20 protein-coding genes and 7 tRNA genes are annotated in these 19,396 nt (G+C 55.5%); 21 read left to right on the plus strand and 6 right to left on the minus strand.

What is annotated here, in order from left to right:
• Positions 1-74: 74 nt before the first annotated feature.
• Entirely contained in the window at positions 75-2,159 is a 2,085-nt protein-coding gene (locus tag KXU80_RS25200; protein WP_219835847.1) for an O-antigen ligase family protein, read from the plus strand.
• 87 nt (positions 2,160-2,246) lie between these two features.
• Positions 2,247-2,429: a hypothetical protein gene (locus KXU80_RS25205; protein WP_258171146.1), complete on the plus strand. Its 183-nt coding sequence runs from the start codon at positions 2,247-2,249 to the stop codon at positions 2,427-2,429.
• A gap of 80 nt (positions 2,430-2,509) precedes the next feature.
• Here KXU80_RS25205 and KXU80_RS25210 read toward each other — a convergent pair whose 3' ends face one another.
• Entirely contained in the window at positions 2,510-2,824 is a 315-nt protein-coding gene (locus KXU80_RS25210) for a dehydrogenase (protein WP_219835848.1), read from the minus strand.
• A gap of 63 nt (positions 2,825-2,887) precedes the next feature.
• The gene (locus tag KXU80_RS25215) at positions 2,888-3,334 is read right to left on the minus strand and encodes a cupredoxin domain-containing protein (RefSeq protein ID WP_219835849.1); all 447 of its coding nucleotides are present in this window, start codon (positions 3,332-3,334) and stop codon (positions 2,888-2,890) included.
• Positions 3,335-3,500: 166 nt separating this feature from the next.
• On the opposite strand from KXU80_RS25215, the gene KXU80_RS25220 reads away from it, so the two are divergent.
• From KXU80_RS25220 to KXU80_RS25235, 4 genes are all read left to right on the plus strand, one after another.
• Positions 3,501-4,109, plus strand: coding sequence for an undecaprenyl phosphate transporter UptA (locus KXU80_RS25220; RefSeq protein ID WP_219835850.1), 609 nt, complete (start codon positions 3,501-3,503; stop codon positions 4,107-4,109).
• Positions 4,110-4,209: 100 nt separating this feature from the next.
• Positions 4,210-4,776 (plus strand): thioredoxin family protein, encoded by a 567-nt coding sequence (locus KXU80_RS25225; protein ID WP_219835851.1) that lies wholly within the window; start codon positions 4,210-4,212, stop codon positions 4,774-4,776.
• 1 nt (position 4,777) lies between these two features.
• Positions 4,778-5,413 carry an MBL fold metallo-hydrolase gene (locus KXU80_RS25230; RefSeq protein ID WP_219835852.1) on the plus strand — a complete coding sequence of 212 codons (636 nt, stop codon included), beginning with the start codon at positions 4,778-4,780 and terminating at the stop codon, positions 5,411-5,413.
• Between the two features lie 107 nt (positions 5,414-5,520).
• Positions 5,521-7,725, plus strand: a complete 2,205-nt coding sequence (locus KXU80_RS25235; protein ID WP_219839236.1) for a Tex family protein — start codon at positions 5,521-5,523, stop codon at positions 7,723-7,725.
• A gap of 99 nt (positions 7,726-7,824) precedes the next feature.
• Here KXU80_RS25235 and cmpA read toward each other — a convergent pair whose 3' ends face one another.
• Complete coding sequence (gene cmpA, locus KXU80_RS25240) at positions 7,825-7,959, minus strand: cortex morphogenetic protein CmpA (protein WP_219835853.1); 135 nt, start codon at positions 7,957-7,959, stop codon at positions 7,825-7,827.
• Between the two features lie 116 nt (positions 7,960-8,075).
• A complete protein-coding gene (locus KXU80_RS25245) occupies positions 8,076-8,429 on the minus strand; it encodes a hydrolase/acyltransferase (RefSeq protein WP_219835854.1) in 354 nt (117 codons plus the stop codon).
• A gap of 124 nt (positions 8,430-8,553) precedes the next feature.
• Between KXU80_RS25245 and KXU80_RS25250 the strand changes: the two genes are divergently transcribed.
• The 10 genes from KXU80_RS25250 to pyrB all read left to right on the plus strand — a co-directional run bounded on the left by KXU80_RS25250 (position 8,554) and on the right by pyrB (position 12,674).
• Entirely contained in the window at positions 8,554-9,033 is a 480-nt protein-coding gene (locus tag KXU80_RS25250) for a SprT family protein (protein ID WP_219835855.1), read from the plus strand.
• Positions 9,034-9,061: 28 nt separating this feature from the next.
• Positions 9,062-9,137, plus strand: a tRNA-Asn gene (locus KXU80_RS25255).
• Positions 9,138-9,145: 8 nt separating this feature from the next.
• Positions 9,146-9,236: transfer RNA gene (locus KXU80_RS25260), tRNA-Ser, on the plus strand.
• Positions 9,237-9,322: 86 nt separating this feature from the next.
• Positions 9,323-9,397, plus strand: a tRNA-Glu gene (locus tag KXU80_RS25265).
• Between the two features lie 35 nt (positions 9,398-9,432).
• Positions 9,433-9,517 (plus strand) — tRNA-Leu (locus KXU80_RS25270).
• A gap of 254 nt (positions 9,518-9,771) precedes the next feature.
• A tRNA-Glu gene (locus tag KXU80_RS25275) sits at positions 9,772-9,846 on the plus strand.
• Positions 9,847-9,852: 6 nt separating this feature from the next.
• A tRNA-Lys gene (locus KXU80_RS25280) sits at positions 9,853-9,925 on the plus strand.
• A 38-nt stretch (positions 9,926-9,963) separates the two neighbouring features.
• Positions 9,964-10,048, plus strand: a tRNA-Leu gene (locus KXU80_RS25285).
• Between the two features lie 259 nt (positions 10,049-10,307).
• Complete coding sequence (locus tag KXU80_RS25290) at positions 10,308-11,663, plus strand: TrkH family potassium uptake protein (protein ID WP_258171147.1); 1,356 nt, start codon at positions 10,308-10,310, stop codon at positions 11,661-11,663.
• An 81-nt stretch (positions 11,664-11,744) separates the two neighbouring features.
• Entirely contained in the window at positions 11,745-12,674 is a 930-nt protein-coding gene (gene pyrB / locus KXU80_RS25295) for an aspartate carbamoyltransferase (protein WP_219835856.1), read from the plus strand.
• Between the two features lie 86 nt (positions 12,675-12,760).
• On the opposite strand, the gene map is transcribed toward pyrB, so the two are convergent.
• Positions 12,761-13,507 carry a type I methionyl aminopeptidase gene (gene map, locus KXU80_RS25300; RefSeq protein ID WP_219835857.1) on the minus strand — a complete coding sequence of 249 codons (747 nt, stop codon included), beginning with the start codon at positions 13,505-13,507 and terminating at the stop codon, positions 12,761-12,763.
• A 102-nt stretch (positions 13,508-13,609) separates the two neighbouring features.
• Between map and KXU80_RS25305 the strand changes: the two genes are divergently transcribed.
• The 5 genes from KXU80_RS25305 to KXU80_RS25325 are packed head-to-tail and all read left to right on the plus strand — an operon-like array spanning position 13,610 to position 18,365.
• Positions 13,610-13,789 (plus strand): hypothetical protein, encoded by a 180-nt coding sequence (locus KXU80_RS25305; protein ID WP_219835858.1) that lies wholly within the window; start codon positions 13,610-13,612, stop codon positions 13,787-13,789.
• 33 nt (positions 13,790-13,822) lie between these two features.
• Complete coding sequence (locus tag KXU80_RS25310; RefSeq protein ID WP_219835859.1) at positions 13,823-14,899, plus strand: LacI family DNA-binding transcriptional regulator; 1,077 nt, start codon at positions 13,823-13,825, stop codon at positions 14,897-14,899.
• 59 nt (positions 14,900-14,958) lie between these two features.
• Complete coding sequence (locus KXU80_RS25315) at positions 14,959-15,441, plus strand: acyl-CoA thioesterase (RefSeq protein ID WP_219835860.1); 483 nt, start codon at positions 14,959-14,961, stop codon at positions 15,439-15,441.
• Entirely contained in the window at positions 15,434-16,681 is a 1,248-nt protein-coding gene (fabF, locus tag KXU80_RS25320) for a beta-ketoacyl-ACP synthase II (protein WP_219835861.1), read from the plus strand. Before KXU80_RS25315 ends, fabF begins: the two co-directional genes overlap by 8 nt.
• A 19-nt stretch (positions 16,682-16,700) precedes the next feature.
• A complete protein-coding gene (locus KXU80_RS25325; protein WP_258171148.1) occupies positions 16,701-18,365 on the plus strand; it encodes a class I adenylate-forming enzyme family protein in 1,665 nt (554 codons plus the stop codon).
• Between the two features lie 118 nt (positions 18,366-18,483).
• On the opposite strand, the gene KXU80_RS25330 is transcribed toward KXU80_RS25325, so the two are convergent.
• A complete protein-coding gene (locus tag KXU80_RS25330; protein ID WP_219835862.1) occupies positions 18,484-19,296 on the minus strand; it encodes an AraC family transcriptional regulator in 813 nt (270 codons plus the stop codon).
• Positions 19,297-19,396 lie beyond the last annotated feature (100 nt).

Below are 19,396 nucleotides of genomic sequence, written 5' to 3' on the forward strand. Positions count from 1 at the left end.
GGCATCGCCTTCTTTTTTACTGCCAATCGGGCAATAATGGCAATAGAGCTTACGTTAGGAAAGCAGGGGACGGCATGCGTAGAGGCTGGCTTGGGGCAGGTACAATCGTATTCGCGGCTGTGCTTTCCGGTGCGGCATACCGGTATGGGATGTTTTTTGATGAAGTGTTCTACCGTTGGGAGTGGCTGCTGTGCTTGGCAGGGATGTGCGGAGCGTTCACGATCGGGGCTGCTCTCATTAGGAACCGGATGAGAGCGGGAATTGCTCCGTTCAGTGAGCAGACTGCGAGCATCCCTGCAGCTGTGTATGGCCTGCTGCTCATTGCGGCGTTCTACGGCTTGGCTGCTTTACATGAGCCGGCATCCCTGCTAGGAAGTTTGCAGCAGATGCTGCGCTGGAGTGCTTATGCAGCGTTCCTGTTTATTCTTTATGCGGCGTTCGGGCAGACTTCGCATCGCGTTTGGCTGTCAGCGGGCATATACGTCTCCGGCTTATTTGTTATGGGCTGCGCGTTGGCAGGCTGGTTGGGGGCGCTGTCGTTTCCGGACATGATCATGACGACGGGAGATCCCCGTTTATCGGTCGTTGGTGCTCGGTTAGCCGGCTTTCTTCAATACCCGAACGTTCTGGGAGCGGCGGCATGCGCTTATGTCGTCTGGAGTGGGTCGCTGCTTCTGCGCGCGAAGACGAAGGCGTCTTTTCTGCTCCATGCCATCGGTATTGTTCCCTTCATGCTTACCGCTCTGCTTACGGAATCTCGGGGAGCCTGGCTTGCTGCCGCTGCAGCCTGGCTGGCCGGCCTTCTTCTGCTCGGCCGGCTGGAGCGCAGCGCCTGGCTGCTGTACACCGGTTGGGCCTTGCTATGCGGCGGAGCGGCATACCGCTTCGTTGTGCATGCGGGCGTACGCGCCTCGGCTGCAGAGGGGAGGGCGGGAGCGACCGTAACCGAGGAGCTGCTCCTGATTCTCATCTGCGCTGCAGCACCTGTTGGTTTCCTGGGACTGCGGCGTCTGCTTGCCGGCCCGAAGGTTCGGCTGGTTCAAGCCGTCGCCTGGGGCGGCTGTTCTGCTGCCGTGCTGCTCAGTCTGCTTGTGGTGCTGCCTTCGTCCATACATGGCCGCCTATATGGCTTTAGCGGTGTTTACGATACCTTCGCAGCCCGCGGTCTGTTCTACGCTGATGCCGGCAAGCTTATTCAAGAGGCGCTTTTCTTCGGGCGAGGCGGCGACACATGGCGCGTGCTCTTTACCGGTATTCAGTCTCAGCCCTATGTGGGCAATGAAGTACATAGCGGCCTCATGGAGCTCGTTCTTGATCTAGGCGTTATGGGCCTGCTTGTCGCGGCTGCGGTTCTCTTCATTCTCCTAAGCGCGGTGTGGCGCGGGAACCGGCTTGGACTGCTCCCCATCGGCATCCTGCTGCTTCATGCCGCCATCGACTTTGATATGGAGTACGGCTATTATTGGCTGCTGCTGCTCGGCTGGGCTGTCGTTTCCTCCAGCGGGGAGGAGCGCGGCGGGGTTCGCGGCCGCGCGAGGGTTCGAGCTTGGCGGGCCGCGGGGGCTGGCGCGGCCGCCGTTTGCTTCGCCGCCGCCGCGCTGCTCGGCTGGCGCTTCGATGCCGCCGTGCGGCACCGCGAGGCGGCAGCTGCCGCCTCCGGCGCGGCACGGACGGCCGCGCTGCGCGCGGCGCTCGATGCGAATCCGTATTGGACGCCGATTCGCATCGAGCTCGCAGACCATGCACCGCCTTCGGAACGGGCGGTGCTGCTGACGTCCGGACTGCGCTATGAGCCGCAGTCCGTGCCGCTGCTGCGGGCGCTCGGCCGTGAGTGCGCCGAGCGGAGCGACGTGATCGGCGCCGCGGATTACTGGCGCCGCGCACTGGCCTACGACCGCTTCGACTGGGGCAGTCAGTCGGAAGCAGTCGTCACAATGGCGCAGCTCGCGCAGAACCTGCGAGCCGCTTCGCGCCTGGCGGAGGCGAACCTGGCGGCTGAAACAGCCGCCTTGTTCTTCGAGCGCTACGAGGCGCTGAAGAAGCCATACACGGCCAACGACCGCAAGTTCGCCGTGACCGATGCGGCGCAAAAGGCAGCTGCGCAGAACCGTCAACTGCTGGCGCAGCTTGGTACCTATCCGCTCGCTGAGAAGAGGTAGCGAGCTATCGGAGGCCGGTCGCAGCTGCGAAGAACATAGCTGCTGGCGCTGTTCCCATCGTTCAACACGACAGGCTTTTTCGCACGCTTGATCCACAATAATCGAATCGTGTCGACCGCTTTCTTCGACCGGTTCGGTGTTGTACGTTTCGGCAACATCGGCACGCTGACCAACGTGTCGTATACGCTTCGCGTCTTCAACGCAAACGGCGTCCAGTTCCGTACCCGCACGATTCCGGCCGGCGTCGAAACCTTTGCTATTATCGGGTAACGCTAATCCCTCATTTACGACAACAGCAGCACGGCTCTCTCGCTTTAGAGCTGTGCTGCTGTTCTATTTTTCGGGCTCGGTCAGCCGCCGAAGGCGCTGCGAAACGCCGCGCACAGCTTGCTTTGATCCACTTCCCACAATGCGGCAATGTCCGCGCTGACGTTCTCGTCCCACCAGTCGGAGAGCAGCTTGCGGTTGCTGGCATGCTCGTGAATCCACTGCACGTTCAGAAAAACCTTCTGTATATAAAGCTTCTCGGCAAGCTCCAGCTTTTCTTTCGGAATATAAACACCGAGTCTTTTTACGGTGCGGTACAGCTCGTTCTCGCAGGCACGTTTGATTTTGCGGGCGCTGGGATAGGCGGAGGTGTGCTTCTGGGCAGTGGAAGGTTTCATCGTAACCGACTCCTCTCTTCCCCTATATATGCGCAAGCCGGGCGCTGTGCCACACGCTCTTGGCTATTCCACGGTCAGGTAGCCGACCATCGGTCCGCCGTTTGAAATCGACGTGTGGACGAGGCATTCAATCGCGAAGGTCCCCCGTTGATCCGCGGTAAAATGAACGACTGTCGTTTGTCCTTTATTGACTTCCCCTTTAACGCCGAGCTCCTGAATGACGAAGGGATGCGATTTGCCGTTTACGCCCGTGATGCGCAGCTCGACGGCATCTCCCTTGTGGACGACGATGGAGCCTGGATCCCAGCGATAGACCTCGAGCTCCTTCCCGTCATCGGTCTTTGTTTTAAATTCGCCGGTTACGAGCTGAAAAACCTTCATTTCCTTCGGTGCAGCCAGGGCGGCGCGGGATTGGTTCCACCGCAGGCATACGGCCGCAAATACGACAATGAGCAGCAGGAGCGCGAACAGAGCGAGCTGTTTGCGATTGATGACAAAGATATTCGACATCTTTCTCTTCACCTGACCTTTCGATAGATTCGCTTCATATTAAGGCTAGTCTATGCGGGGGCTTGGGCCGCAATGCCAAGTGCTGGAGGCATGTCTCCAAGTATGCTAGAATACCGTAAGAGAGAAGCAGTTTACTCGAAAAAAGAAGACTGATAGGAGATGACGGATGAGCTGGTTTCATGATCTGGTTAATACGCTGCTTCAATGGATTGAGGGCCTTGGCTATTTCGGTATTCTGATCGGCCTGGCCATCGAGGTTATTCCGAGCGAAATCGTGCTGGGCTATGCGGGTTATCTCGTTTACCAAGGCGAAATAACGTACCTCGGGGCCGTTCTGTTCGGTACGCTCGGCGCGATCGTTCAGCAATGGATTCTATACGGCATCGGACGCGGGGCGGGCCGCCCTTTCTTCGAGAAATACGGGAAGTTTATCAAAATCAAGCCGAAGCATCTCGATCTCGCAGACCAGTGGTTCAAACGCTACGGCGACGGCATCGTCTTCACGGCGCGCTTTGTTCCCGTCATGCGCCAAGTGATATCCATCCCTGCCGGAATCGCAAAAATGCCCTTCTGGCGGTTTACGATGCTGACGGGGCTTGCTTCTATTCCATGGGTGCTTCTATTTGTCTATTTGGGCCGTACGCTGGGCGAGAATTGGGAAGACATCGGAGCCAAAGCGGCGCCATACGTGCAGCCGGCCATTCTGATTGCGATTGCCGTACTTATCGTCTATGTCCTTTATACAGTGTTGAAGCGTAAAGGCAAATCGATCTGATCTGTTTGAATCGTGCGGGAGCACTTTGTTACAATTAAGCTGCTTGTCATGGTTGTTTCATTAATATCCACTCGCAAGGGTGAACGAGGAGGCTTTTTCGATGGGGAAGAACGTAGCGGGCAAGCTGGGCAAAGGCATCAGCCCGAAGCAATTTTACGATGCCATGCAGAAGAACCAGGAGGCATTTCAAGGCTGGTCGAGCCGCTTTGAATGGGTGAACGGAGAAGACCGCGAGTTTTTCGAATCCATTAACAACCGCGATGATCTGCGCTGCGTGATTATCGCCTCCGACTGGTGCGGCGACGTCGTGCGCAACGTGCCGGTCGTATTCCAAGCCATGGAGCTTACCGGCATGTCGGTCGAGGTACTGATCATGGAAGAGCATCTGGATACGATAGATGAATTTCTGACGATGGGCGGCCGCTCCATTCCCATCGTCATTATTGCGGATACAGGCGGTCATGTGCTGGGACAATGGGGACCGCGCCCTTCCTACGTGCAGGAGCCGATGGTCGCGTTTAAGCAGGCTAACCCGGACCGTGAAGCGTCGGACTATCAAGAGAAGCTGGCGCTTGCCCGCCAGGAACTGATCCGCCGTTACGGTGATGACACGGCGTACCAGCAGGATATTATTACTGAGCTTCGCACGCTTCTGGCGTCTGTCTAGCATGCTGAAGATTGAAACCTTTACCCTCGGGCCGCTGCAAACGAACTGCTACCTCATCACCGAGGAAACAGGCACCCGCGCATTCGTGGTCGATCCCGGCATGGGGCCGAAGCGGCTGATCGAACGCATCCGCGAACGCGGCTTGCAGCTCGAAGCGATTGTACTGACCCATGCGCATTTTGATCATATGGCCGGCGTGGAGGAGGTCCGCCAAGCGTTCGGCTGCCCCGTTTATTTGCATGACGAGGAGGCGGACTGGCTGGGCGATGCGCGCAAGAACGGCTCCGCTCGCTGGTCGGACGTCACGGCGCCGCTCACGACGGCTCCGGCCGAATATGCGCTCTCGGAAGGACAGAAGCTGGAGCTGATCGGCGAGACGTTCCGCATCCTGCATACGCCGGGTCATTCGCCCGGCAGTGTCAGCTTGCTGTGCGGCGGGCATCTGATCAGCGGCGACGTCCTGTTCAAGATGTCGGTTGGACGCACCGACCTTCCGGGCGGCAAGGAGCGGGATTTGTTCGATTCGATCCGCACGAAGCTGTATAAGCTCGATCCGGCGGTTCGGGTATACCCCGGCCATGGTCCGCAAACGACAATTGGTTTTGAAATGGCTAACAACCCTTACGTGCCGGCTTAATCAGCCGGTTCGAAGGGTTTCATTCATCTTATTGGGGGCATTCCATAGTGGCTGAGACGAATCAACGGTTGAAGGACGAAGAATTGGACGGCGGAACCTCCGTCAAAATCCAGCTTACGCCAGCTGAGCTGGCAGCGGAGCAGGAGGCGATCGTCAAGCGCGTATCGGCAGAGCTGAGCCTGCCGGTCAGCAAGGTGAAGTCGGCGGTGTCCCTGCTCGACGAAGGCAATACGATTCCGTTCATTGCCCGGTATCGGAAGGAAATGACCGGCGAGCTGGATGAGAACGAACTGCGCGCGATTGAAGAGAAGCTGCAGTACATGCGCAATCTGGAGAACCGCAAGCGCGAAGTCATCCGCTTGATTGACGAGCAGGGCAAGCTGACGGACGAGCTGCGGCAGTCGGTTCAGAGCGCCGTCAAGCTGCAGGAAATCGAAGATTTGTACCGTCCATACCGGCAAAAACGCAAGACAAGGGCGAGCGTGGCCAAGGAAAAAGGCCTGGAGCCGCTTGCGCAATGGCTGCTCTCCCAACCGCGTCAAGGCGATCCGCTGCAGGAAGCTGCGCGTTACGTCGATGCACAGAAGGGCGTAGAGACCGCCGAGGATGCACTGCAGGGCGCGAAGGACATTATTGCCGAGCAGCTTGCGGATGACGCGAAGATCCGCGCATGGGTGCGCCGGTACACCTTTGACCAAGGCATTATACGGACAGAAGCGAAGGATAGTTCCCAAGAGACGGTCTATGAAATGTATTACGCTTATCAGGAGCCGCTCAAGAAGCTGCCTCCGCATCGTACGCTTGCCATCAACCGCGGGGAGCGGGAAGATGTGCTTCGTGTAGGGATGGATGTGCAAACGGATAAAATCCACGACTACATAGACCGGCAGCTGCTTCGGATGGGAACGGCAGCTGGCGTTCGTTCCGTGCTGCTCGCGACGATCGAGGATGCCTATAAACGGTTGATCGCGCCGTCGATTGAACGCGAGGTTCGCGGGGAGCTGACGGAGAAAGCCGAAGAGCATGCGATCAGCATCTTCTCGACCAATCTGCGCAACCTGCTGCTTCAACCTCCCGTGCGCGGCAATGTCGTGCTCGGGGTTGACCCTGCTTTCCGTACGGGCTGCAAGCTTGCGGTTATCGACGAGACCGGCAAGCTGCTGGAGGTCGCTGTCTCTTACCCGACGCCGCCGAACAACAAGGTGGCAGAAGCCGAGAAGCTGATCAACGGCCTTATCGATCGCTATCGCGTCCAGCTCATCGTCATCGGCAACGGAACCGCCTCCCGCGAGACGGAGCAGTTCATTGCGGATCTGATCGGCAAGCGAAAATTCGCCAAGCTGACGGGAGCAGGCGAGTTGAAATATATTATTGTCAACGAAGCCGGAGCGAGCGTATACTCCGCTTCCAAGCTGGCGGCGGAGGAATTTCCGAAGCTGGACGTTGCGGAGCGAAGCGCGGTATCCATTGCAAGAAGGCTGCAGGACCCGCTTGCCGAGCTTGTCAAGATCGAGCCCAAAGCAATCGGCGTCGGCCAATACCAGCACGATGTCAGTCAGAAGCGGCTCGAAGAGACGCTTGGCGGCGTCGTTGAATCGGCCGTTAACCATGTCGGCGTTGACGTCAATACGGCTTCGCCTTCGCTGCTGTCGTACGTAGCCGGCATTAATGCGGCAACGGCCAAGAATATCGTGAAATTCCGCGAGGAGAACGGCATCTTCCTGGACCGGAAAATGCTGCAGAAGGTGCCCCGTCTCGGCGCGAAAACCTACGAGCAGTGCATCGGCTTTATCCGTATTCCGGAGAGCCGTAATCCGCTGGACCGGACGCCGATTCATCCGGAATCGTACGCCGTTGTAGACAAGCTGTGCGGCGTGCTGGGGCTGCAGCTGGAGGGAATCGGCTCGGAAGCGTTCAGGGCGGCGCTGACGACGATCGAGACGTCTCAAGTCGCAGAACAAATTGGCGTGGGCGTACCGACGCTTCGGGACATCATCGACAGCCTGCTGCGTCCCGGCCGGGATCCGCGCGAAGAGCTGCCTGCGCCGATCTTCCACACGGACGTGCTCAGCATCGAGGATTTGAAGCCTGGCATGGAGCTGCATGGCACGGTCCGCAACGTGATTGATTTCGGCGCGTTCGTCGATATCGGCATCAAGAACGACGGGCTCGTCCATATCTCGCAGCTGAGCGGCAAATTCGTGAAGCATCCCATGGATGTTGTTTCGGTGGGAGATACAGTTACGGTATGGGTGCTGAGCGTGGATGAGAAGAAAGGCCGGGTCAGCCTGACGATGCGCAAGCCGGGATGATGACAGTTATCTAATAATTGAAACGGCAAAAGGGTGTTATCTCTAATCAGTCACGTCAATCGTCACTGTATGGAGATAGCACCCTTTCTCATGGGGCGGCTATAAGCTTGCGGAATCTTCGTCAGCATGTTGACTTGTACGATAGAAATACCAGCAGTCATTCAATAGACGAATTTGCCGGCGGTCTTTCTTCAAGAAAGCACGCATCAATTGATTGCACAGCCACTGCGGCAAGGCATTCGCCCTCCTTCCCGTCATCGCTTGTTGTAGTAACAGCATATGGGAATAGGCGGATGTCCGTGCAGGTCCAACTGACATTCCTTGCAGCAGATCAGTCGAATTTTCGCCGATTACGACTCGTACTCTTCTTCATACCACTGCTCGAGCTGGGCTTGAAGCGCCCGAATTTCGGTTAGCAGCGAGATCAGCGGATAAGTTTTCTCTTCGATGGAGGCGAAGTCGTTCTCCAGCTGGTTCACGTAATCGAGGCCCGAGTGGATGGCAATGGACTTGTCATGCAGGTCAACCTCGCTGCATTCCGCAATCGCATAGGGCAGCACCGGTATGTGACTTGCCGTCAGTTTATCGATTTCCTTATGCAGGCGCAGATTAAGCGCGCTTAATTGATACGCATGCGAGGCAGGCATTTCGACGAAAGATACCTCTTGCATGCTTTTCATGACGATATAACGCATAAGTGCCATAGTTTTACATTTCCCCCTTCACAATCAGCTGATGCTGATGGCGATGAATTCTACTTGACAGTGTAGCGTATTCGTCCTTTAAAATTCAAGTATAACTGTCGAAACAAATCGAGGAGATCGAATCATGCAGGATCATGTTTTACAGGAATGGGTGGAGCGCGTATCGATGCAGTATTTCGGGCTTCCCTTCCGGCATCAGGCGACGTATAACGGCAGGCTGAAATCGACTGGCGGCCGGTATTTCACGAAGACGCATAACATCGAGATCAGCCCTCACCAGCTTCGCAACTACGGCGAAGAAGAGACGGAGAAAATCATTAAGCACGAGCTGTGCCACTATCATTTGCATCTAATGAAACGAGGCTATCAGCACCGCGACGATGATTTCAAGCAGCTGCTGGCCAAGGTCGGAGGCACGCGTTTCTGCAAGGCGCTGCCCGCAGGGGAGAAGCGCAAGGCTGAACCCTATCGGTTCAAGCTGGTTTGCCGCAGCTGCGGGACAGAATATTTGCGCAAACGCAAGACGGATCCGCGCCGATTTGCATGCGGCAAATGCCGCGGGCAATTATTACTAACGAAGCTTGACTTCATTTCTAAGACGTGATACATTATTTCTTGTCACTAAATCCTATTCCCTGATAGCTCAGTTGGTAGAGCACTCGACTGTTAATCGAGTTGTCACAGGTTCGAGTCCTGTTCGGGGAGCCATTTCTTTTGGAGAAGTACCCAAGTGGCTCAAGGGGACCCTCTGCTAAGGGGTTAGACTGCGTAAGTGGTGCGAGGGTTCGAATCCCTCCTTCTCCGCCATATTTCTTAAGATGGCACTTGGACTGATTAGCAAGTCCAGTCTCGATTACAAGTGTATGATCCGATCTCTATGAAGAGCGGCGCTAGGCCCGTTGGTCAAGTGGTTAAGACACCTCCCTTTCACGGAGGTAACAGGGGTTCGAGTCCCCTACGGGTCACCAACTATTATTGATATGATATAATCGCATATCACTCCGCGGTCGTGGTGGAACGGCAGACACACCATCTTGAGGGGGTGGCGCTCACAAGGCGTGCGGGTTCAAATCCCGCCGACCGCACCAACCTTACATGAACAAGTCCTTGAAATGAAGGGCTTTTTTTGTGTCTTCTAAGGCATATCAGGCATCAGTTGCTCGCTTCAATAGAGCATGGTGAATAAACCGCGTATGTTGTGGTTAAAGTAGGTGGACACGAAATAATCATCGGCCGCAATCGGCTTGCTCTGAAGTATTAAAATAAGTCTTGCCATGGCTCCGCGGTTCTGCTATATTATTATTTGTCGTTTAAAAGGCATGTCGAAAAACGGCGAATATATGGCCCGTTGGTCAAGTGGTTAAGACACCTCCCTTTCACGGAGGTAACAGGGGTTCGAGTCCCCTACGGGTCACCAGAATAAGAGCCATTAGCTCAGTTGGTAGAGCACCTGACTTTTAATCAGGGTGTCGTAGGTTCGAGTCCTACATGGCTCATTTTTACCTCATTGATATGGTTCATTGCATATCACTCCGCGGTCGTGGTGGAACGGCAGACACACCATCTTGAGGGGGTGGCGCTCACAAGGCGTGAGGGTTCAAATCCCTCCGACCGCACCAACCTTACCCTTTCGAAATCCCTTGTTGATCAAGGGATTTTTTTGCGTTATTCGGCGAATTGTGCTAGTAGAGCCGAGGGATCGGTAAGGCCGATGCCGACGAATGGGAACGAACGATTGCGTCTCTTGTCGATTGGCCGGGAAGCGCAGATTATGTTATATATAGAGTACATAGATAGGAATGAAATGGAAGCCAGGGCGGGTGACCGCTTAAGCATCGGCTATCAAATTGGTTGAGAGGAACGAGGTACAAAGCCATCATGCTAAGGAAAATCATGACGATCCTATCTCCGGCGCAGCTTATGGTTGCGGCCTATTTCATCGGTATGCTGCTGATTGCGCTTCTTCTCATGCTTCCAATCAGCTGGAAGGAAGGCACGTCGCTCTCCCCGCTGGACGCCTTGTTTACCTCCGTCAGCGCCGTCAGCGTAACGGGACTGACAACGGTTGCCACGAACGCTGCGTTTAGCGTGTTCGGTATAACGGTGCTGCTCGTTGCCTTTCAATTCGGCGGAATCGGAATTATGACGCTGGGAAGCTTCTTCTGGATCCTTATGGGCCAGAATATCGGTCTGTTCGAACGCAAACTCATTATGATTGACCAGAACCGGTATCAGCTATCGGGGCTTGTAAAGCTGATGCGTCTCGTGCTTCTCATGACGCTGGCGATTGAAATGATGGGGACGCTGCTGTTCGCCGCCTATTTCTATTTGACCGGATATACGGCCTCGCCGGCGAAGGCGCTCTATTTTGGCTTGTTTCACGCGGTTTCTGCGTTTACGAATGCAGGCTTCGATTTGTTTGGTGATTCCTTGATGCGGTATGCCAATGATTATTTCGTGCAGGGCGTGTCAATGGTGCTGATCGTGCTCGGTGCGGTCGGTTTCCCTGTGCTGGCAGAGCTGTGGCAGTATCTGCGCCGGGAGAAGGGAACCCGGTTCCGATTCTCCTTGTTCACGAAGCTGACGATCGCGACCCATGCCGTCTTATTGACGGGCGGCGCAGCGATCCTATGGATGACGGAGGCGAGCCGTTCCTTCGACGGCATGGGGATTGGGCAGCAGCTCATGAATGCCGCCTTTCTATCGGTCTCTTCCCGCAGCGCCGGGCTGACGACGATTGATATTTCTACGCTTCATCAGGCATCGCTTCTGCTCATCTCCATGCTGATGTTCATCGGGGCCAGCCCGTCGAGCGTCGGGGGAGGCCTTCGGACAACGACGGTTGCCGTCATCGTGCTGACGATCGTGATGTTTGCCAAGGGCAAGAAGGAAGCCCGCTTGTGGGGACGCGCGATCGGCAAAGATGACATACAGAAAAGCTTCGTGTATTTCGCGATCTCCATCGTGCTGGTTATGGCAGGGTGCTTCGCGGTATTGATGCAGGATTCGCATGCTTACGATTTGTCCGCCGTGCTGTTCGAGGTGACCTCTGCTTTCGGGACATGCGGGTTATCGACCGGCATAACGAGTTCCTTGAACAGCTCAGGCAAGATCACGCTAATCATTCTGATGTTTATCGGAAGAATCGGGATGTTCTTGTTCCTGGCGATGTTCACCTCGAAGAAGAAACGGCCGGACCTTAAATATCCGGAAGAAAAGCTAATAATTGGGTGAACGGCGTTTGTTTGTATGTCTTGTCTTTTATATAATCAGATGGAGTGGAAGCCGATTAGGACAGGAAGGGATTGAGCGGGATTGACGACATTGTATCATGTGCTGGGTGCCAAGCAGTTCGACCGGGAACTGCTGGACAAACTCTTCGGATCAGCGAAGGAAATGGAGCAGGTGGCCGCGCGCGGCGGCGCTCAGCGATTCCCGAACAAAATCATGAGCACGCTGTTTTTCGAGGCGAGCACGCGGACGCGGTTCTCGTTTGAATCCGCCATGCATCGTTTGGGCGGACGAGTCATCGGCACGGAGAATGCGAGCCAGTTCTCCTCGACGATCAAGGGGGAGACGCTGGAGGATACGATTCGCATCATAGCCGGCTACAGCGATCTCATCGTCATGCGGCATACGGATATCGGCGCAGCGAAACGCGCGGCGGCCGTATCGGGCGTTCCGGTCATCAATGCCGGTGACGGCTCCGGGGAGCATCCGACGCAGGCGCTGCTTGATCTCTATACGATTCAGAAGGAGTTCGGCGGCATAGAAGGTCTGCATATCGCCATGATCGGGGATCTAACCTATGGGCGTACGGTCCATTCGCTCAGCTATTTATTAGCCAATTATCGCGATGTGCATATCTCCTTCATCTCACCAGACAATGTGCGCATTCCGAGCTACGTGAAGCAGTATTTGGACGAGAAGGGCGTATCGTACGAGGAAACGACAGATTTGACCGGTCTTGCGGGGACGGCAGACGTGTTCTATCAGACGCGGATCCAGAAGGAACGTTTTCCTTCGCCGGAGGAATACAGCAAGGCGGAGGGGCAATATATTATCGACCGCAAGCTGCTGGAGCTCATGAAACGACAAGCTCTCATTCTTCATCCGCTGCCGCGCGCCGGCGAGATTCATCCAGAGGTGGACGATGATCCGCGTGCGGCATACTTCAGGCAAGCCCAGAACGGCTTGTATATCCGAATGGCGCTTATCGAGAAATGTTTGACGGAGCAAGCCTGAATTCCGATCGAACAATAGCAGCAAAAACGGCCTTTCCTGCAGCAGCTGCGGGAAAGGCCGTTTCGTTGTTAACGCCGCGTGAGCGGTTATTGCCGTGTTAGAACAATCGGACCGTCTTCAGTAATCGCAATCGTATGCTCGTACTGCGCGGATAGTCCGCCGTCGATCGTGCGCGCGGTCCAGCCGTCGCTGTCGATCTTGCTCTGCCATGCGCCCGTGTTCAGCATCGGTTCAATCGTCATGACCATGCCGGCCTTCAAGCGAATGCCGCGTCCTGGAGGTCCGTAATGAGGAACTTGCGGTTCTTCGTGCATATCTTGGCCGATGCCGTGACCGATGAATTCCCGCACGACGGAGAAGCCCTGCGCCTCGGCATGTTTCTGAATTGCGTTCGACACATCGCCCATCCGGTTGCCGACAACCGCCTGCTCAATACCTTTGTACATGGCTTCTTCCGTAACGGTAAGCAGCCGCTGCGCCTGTTCGGACACTTGGCCGACTGCATACGACCATGCCGAATCCGCCAGCCATCCGTTCAAGTTGACGACCATATCGATTGTGACGATATCGCCTTCCTTTAGCACTGCAGCGGAGGGAAAGCCGTGGCAGATCACATCATTAATGGAAGCGCAAGTTGCGAAGGCATAGCCTTTATAGCCTTTCTGTTCCGGCGTCGCACCGTGCTGCTTGAGAAATTTTTCGACGAATTGGTCGATCTCGATGGTGGTGATGCCCGGTTTGATCATGGTCTTGATTTCGCGATGGCAGGCTGCCAGAATCTCGCCTGCTTTGCGCATTTGCTCAATCTCGTCTTTTGTTTTTATAATAATCATGCTACACCTCTTTAATCGCTTATTATAGAGAAAAATAAGGCGGACGTAAAGAAACGAGCCGCCCTTGGAAGACGTTGTAATTCGATGCAAAGAGGCAGTGACATGCCCTTGAATCCGGTAGAAGCAAAAGTGGAGGCTGTTCTGTTCGCGGATGTCGGACAGCGGGATTTTGAGACCAAACGGATACAGGAAGCGGAGCTGAATTATGGCGGAATTCGGGGCAACCGTGCGTATCGGCACGATTTGACCCGTCGCAAGCCAGTCTGCTACGATGAGGCTTGAACGCGTGTTTATAAGAGATGAGGATCGCCTCCTATGAGAAATATAACGATGAACAGCACGGAGATCGCCAAGCGTGCAGGCGTTTCGCGCAGTACGGTCAGCCGGGTGATTAACAATTACAGCAACGTGCCGGACGAGACGCGCGAGAAGGTTATGAAAGTCATCCGGAAGTACAACTATGTGCCGAATGTATCCGCTCAGGTGCTTGCCGGCAAGGCAGCCAAGACGATCGGCTTGTTTCTGATCGAGAAAGGCGAGGTGGGCGACGCGCTGACGAACCTGCTGCTTGCCAGCGTTATCGACGCGGCTTCGACAGCTGGCTACTATGTACTTACAAGCATCCTTCGGGATATGGAGGATGCTGAGGCCGTACAAAACGTGAGAGATATTTTCTATCAGCGGCGCATTGACGGCGGTGTCTTCATCGGAGCGCGCAGCAGGGAGCCGCTGATCGAAGCGCTGGCGGCGGAAGGCTTCATGGTCGCGGTCATGGATCAGAAGCGGGAAGCTTCGACGGAGCCGAACCGGATCGCGGCCAGCTTCGATAATACAACCGGCATGAAGCTCGCCGTCAATTACCTGGCGTCGCTTGGACACCGCGATATCGCCGTCATAAACGGTGATATGAACCGGCCGTCAGGGCCGTCCAAGCATGCCGGCTTTGTCTCGGCGATGCAGGCGATTGGGCTGCCGCTGCGTTCCGACTGGGTACTAGCCGGCAGCTTTCACGAGAACAGCGGCTATGAAGCCGTTCAAGGATTGCTCGCGCGTTCCGGCAAATTGCCGACGGCGCTCATTGCCGTTAACGACAGCGCGGCCTTCGGCGCGATGAAAGCGTTCAAGGAGAACGGGCTCCGCATTCCCGAGGATATTTCCATTATCGGCTTCGACGACCATCCGCTGAGCGCGATGGTTCACCCTGCGCTGACGACCGTGCGGGTGAACTTCAAGGAGATGATGCAGCGTTTGACGAATGCGCTCATTCATGGCATCGAGCAAGCTCCGGGGGCGATTCATGATTTTGAAGTCGGCTGCGAGCTTGTGATACGTGATTCTTGTATGATGATAATTCGAAAAGAATCCATAACTTCTCTTACTAAAGGTACTTAAATGATTAAAGTCACAGGCGTATAATTAAAGTGGAACTTTTTGAAGATGGAGGAATGGCTATGATCCCAGCTGGTCCGTCATGGGACTTGGAGATGGTCGTTACATGGGGAGACTGCGATGCGGCGGGGATTTCCTACTACGCCAGAAGCTTCGATTGGTTCACGAACGGGCGGTTCGGCTTGCTTGCCGCCTATGGTTTCCCTTATATGGAAACATTTCATGCCGCAGGGATATCCATGGTGTGCTTAACGGCGGACTGCCAATATAAGCGAATGCTGAGGCCGGAGGAAAGCATCGTCCTGCAAACGGCGCTGACAGTCTTTACGCGCAGCCGAGTGGCATTTGCTTACCGGATATATAAGATTAACGGCGAGCTCGCTGCCGAAGGAGCAACAACACATGCCTACATAGGGGGCAATGGAAAGCCTGTTAATTTGGAGCGGAAATATCCGAACCTGTGGGAGCGTTTGACCAAACAATGGTCTCCTACGGATCAACGGGCGAGAATGCCCGCGGACGGGAGAGACGGTATGCATGAATAATCAACGAATAGGCATAACGGGCATGGGTGCGGTCACTCCGATCGGAATCGGGGTGTCCTCTTATTGGTTTCACCTCCTTGCGGGTACAAGCGGCATCTCGGAAATAAGCCGGTTCGATGCCAGTGGACTGCCTGTAAGAATTGCGGCAGAGGTGAAGGATTTCGCGGCTGCGGACTTCATGCCGCGGAAAATAGCGGGGCAGACGGACATATTCATGCAGTTTGCGATCGCGGCCGCGAAGGAAGCCCTGGAACAAAGCAAGCCGGCCGCAGCGCCGGAACGCATCGGCATTGTGCTTGGCACCGCGCTGGGCGGGATTTCCACCGTCGTCGATACGCAGCACCAAATAACCCGGAGCGGGAGCTACCGGGTTACTCCGCATCTGGTGCCTAAGCTGCTTGGGAACATAGCGGCTGCGCATATCGGCATCATTCACGGCTTTAGAGGTCCGAGCTATACGATCAATACCGCCTGCTCTTCTGGAGCGGATGCCATTGGAATGGGCGCTATGCTGCTGCGGTCCGGGCAAGCGGACGTCGTTGTCGCGGTTGGAGCGGAGTCCATTCTGAGCGGCTTGATGGGTGCCGGCCTGGCCTCTGCCCGGGCGTTATCACAACGCAACGACGAGCCGTCCAAGGCAAGCCGGCCGTTCGAATTGAACCGCGACGGCTTCGTGATGGGCGAAGGAGCGGGAGCTGTTGTGTTGGAACTGCTGGAGGATGCCGAGGCACGCGGAGCAGATATCCAGGCAGAGCTTCTCGGTTATGCGAATTGTACGGATGCTTATCATGTAACCTCCCCCGAGCCGGAAGGACGGGGAGAGGTTCTTTGCATGCAGCAGGCGTTGCGGCAGGCGGGACTGGCTCCCGAGGATATCGACTACGTGAACGCCCACGGGACATCGACGCCGCTTGGCGACGAGATTGAAACGAAAGCGCTCCAAACCGTTTTCGGCGAGCGGTCGCGGCATTTGCCGGTGAGCTCGACGAAAGGAGCAACAGGACATCTAATGGGTGCTGGCGGCGTGACGGAATTGATCGCCTGCATCCAAGCCATCCGCGAGGGCTGGCTGCCTCCGACCTTGAACTACGAGGAGAAGGACCCTCGCTGCGATCTGGATTTCGTTCCGAACCGTGCCAGACAAGCCTCGGTACGAACGGCAATGTCGAATTCCTTCGGATTCGGCGGACAGAATACGTCATTGATTGTTGGAAGATACGACGGTTCCAGCAAACGATAACTGGAAGAGAAGGGTGATTATGTTGGACGATTATACGTATGACGTTCGTATGTTCAAAGAAACGTTTGAACATGAATTCACTTATATCCATGGTTTTTTGCGCAATGTGCATCGTTTTGCCCATCGTCCGGCATTGACTTGCCCTTTGCGGGGCAGAACTTGGACCTACGAGCAATTAAATGAGGAAGTCAACCGGCTTGCCCATGCGCTGCTTGAGGATGATGTAGAGAAGAACGAGGTTGTCATGTACCAGCTGCTGAATTCAGCTGAATTCGTTTTCGCCTATCTCGCACCGCAGAAGATCGGAGCCATTAATTGTCCGATCAACTTCAGACTTTCTCCGGGTGAGACGGCAGCTATTATAGACGACAGCAAGCCGGCGGTATTTATCTATGATGCCGAGAACCGCGAGACCGCGGAGCAAGCGCTGGCGATGGCCAGCCATAAGCCGCGCCGCATCGTCATGGCCGATTTAACCGGCGAGAACAAGGCGCCCGAAGGACATACGGCTTACGCCGACTATATCTGGAACAGACCGGAGGGCGAGCCGGTTACGGGCAGGATCCGTCATATTTATGACGAGACGACCCGGTTGTACACCTCCGGGACGACGGGCAGACCTAAAGGCGTGCCGTTAAATAACATCAACGACGTGCTGTCTGCGCATGACGTAGCTATGCATTTTCCGCTCAGTCCAATGGACAAGACGATGAACATGAGTCCGTGGTTTCACCGCGGCGGCCTTCACTCCGGCGGTCCTACCCCGACGCTTTATATGGGGGGCGAGATCGTCATACTGAGGTATTTCAATCCCAAGACCGTACTGGAATATACCGAGAAGTATGCGCTGACGTTCTTAATCGGTGCGCCTCCAATGCTCAAAATGCTGTATGACGCGCAGAAGAAGCAGCCGGTCGACTTATCGGGACTGAAGGGGATCGTTACGATGGGTGCACCCCTGGAACGAGAGGACGCCATCAAGTTCCAGGAAGGGTTGACGCCGAATATCTTCAACGGATACGGTACTTCGGAAGCATTCTGGAATACGTTCCTGCGGCCATACGACTTGCCGGGAATGGCAGGCACAGCCGGCAGAGCCTGCACCGATGACGAGGTTGCCGTGGTGAAGGTATATCCGGGCCGCAGAGCGGAGCCGGGCGACCTGGTGGCCAAGGACGGATCCGAGGTCGGCGAAATTATCGTGCGAGCGCCGGCCAAAACGACGTATTCCTATATTAACAATGCCGAGGAAAGCGAGAAGGTCTTCTACAAAGGCTGGATCTACATCGGCGACATGGGAACATGGGACGCGGATGAGTTCGTTACCGTTGTCGGCCGCAAGAATGATATGATCGTCTCGTCCGGAGAGAATATTCACCCCGTTCAAATCGAAGAGGTGCTGAATTTGCACCCGGGGGTTAAGGAATCGCTCGTGGTCGGCGTGCCCGACGAGCTCCGCGGGGAGGTCGTGGTTGCTTATATCGTGAAATCCGCCGAAACGCTGACGGCCAAGGAATTGAACAAATACTGCAGTGAACACCCGATGCTCGCGACTTACAAGAAGCCCAGGTACTATCGGTTCATCGATAGTCTGCCCTACACGGCGACGGGGAAGAAGCGGCATTTTATCGTGAAGGAAATGGCTGCCTCCGATCAGAAGCAGGGGCTCTTCGAGCGGATGTAGAATGAGCGTGATCGCATAGAGGAAGGGGACTGTCTAAATGACAGTTCCCTTCTTTACTTCTATCTCCTTCTTTACTTCTATCTCCTTCTTTACTTCTATCTCTCTTCCTTCGCGTCAATTAATTGACGCGATAGGCTGCCGGAGATACGCCGTACTTCTGGCGGAATACCCGGTAGAAATACGAATAGCTGCCGAAGCCGCAGGTTTCTGCAATTTGCTCGAGCGTCAGGTTGCTGTATTTGATCCGTTCGATCGCCATGGATAAGCGGACGTTCTGGGTATACTGAATGATGGTCAAGCCGAAGCATTCCTTGAATAGATGGACGGTGCGCGATACGCTGAGGCCGACATGCGCCGCGACGTCCGCCACCGTGAAGGTGACAGCGGCTTGTTCGTCAATAAAGTTCTTCATCCGGGTTGCTATGAACGATTTGCCCTGCAGCACGGACTGCGTCGCAACCGCGCGGTCGAGTCCCAAGCAAAGTGCCCGCAGCAGGTAATCGGCGAGCTCCGGATCTTCCGCCTCGAAGCGGCGTTTCTCTAGAATAAGCGCCTGCCAGATCGACAGCCAGCGTTCATCCGGCACGACCTTGACCTTCTGTCTGCGTTCTCTGCGATTCCACCATTCGTCGAGCCACTCTCCGCGGCAGATGACGTAATAGTCGCCGCTCGAGATGCCTGATGATCCTGCAGCCGCATCCCCCCGATGAGGTGCGAGCACGTTGAGCTGATAGGAATCGCCGGGCTTGAAGAGCAGCAGGTCGCCGGCTTCGATGCGCTGCATGCGGCCGTCGACGAGCGCTTCGCAGGAGCCTTCGGTCTGCAGGCGGAACAGGTAAGCGTTCAGGCCTTCAGGATCGGTATTTTGGAAGGGCTGCGTATGGTAGGAATAACCGCAGCTCATGATTTCGGCAAAGGTAGAAACGGACATTCGGACAAACCTCACTTTGCAGCAATATTGTACATGTCATGGCTATATAATACATCCCGTTAACACTCATTTTCCACTATAATGATTGTCAGATTGGTAA

This window comes from Paenibacillus sp. R14(2021), from assembly GCF_019431355.1.
Taxonomy (GTDB): domain Bacteria; phylum Bacillota; class Bacilli; order Paenibacillales; family Paenibacillaceae; genus Paenibacillus_Z.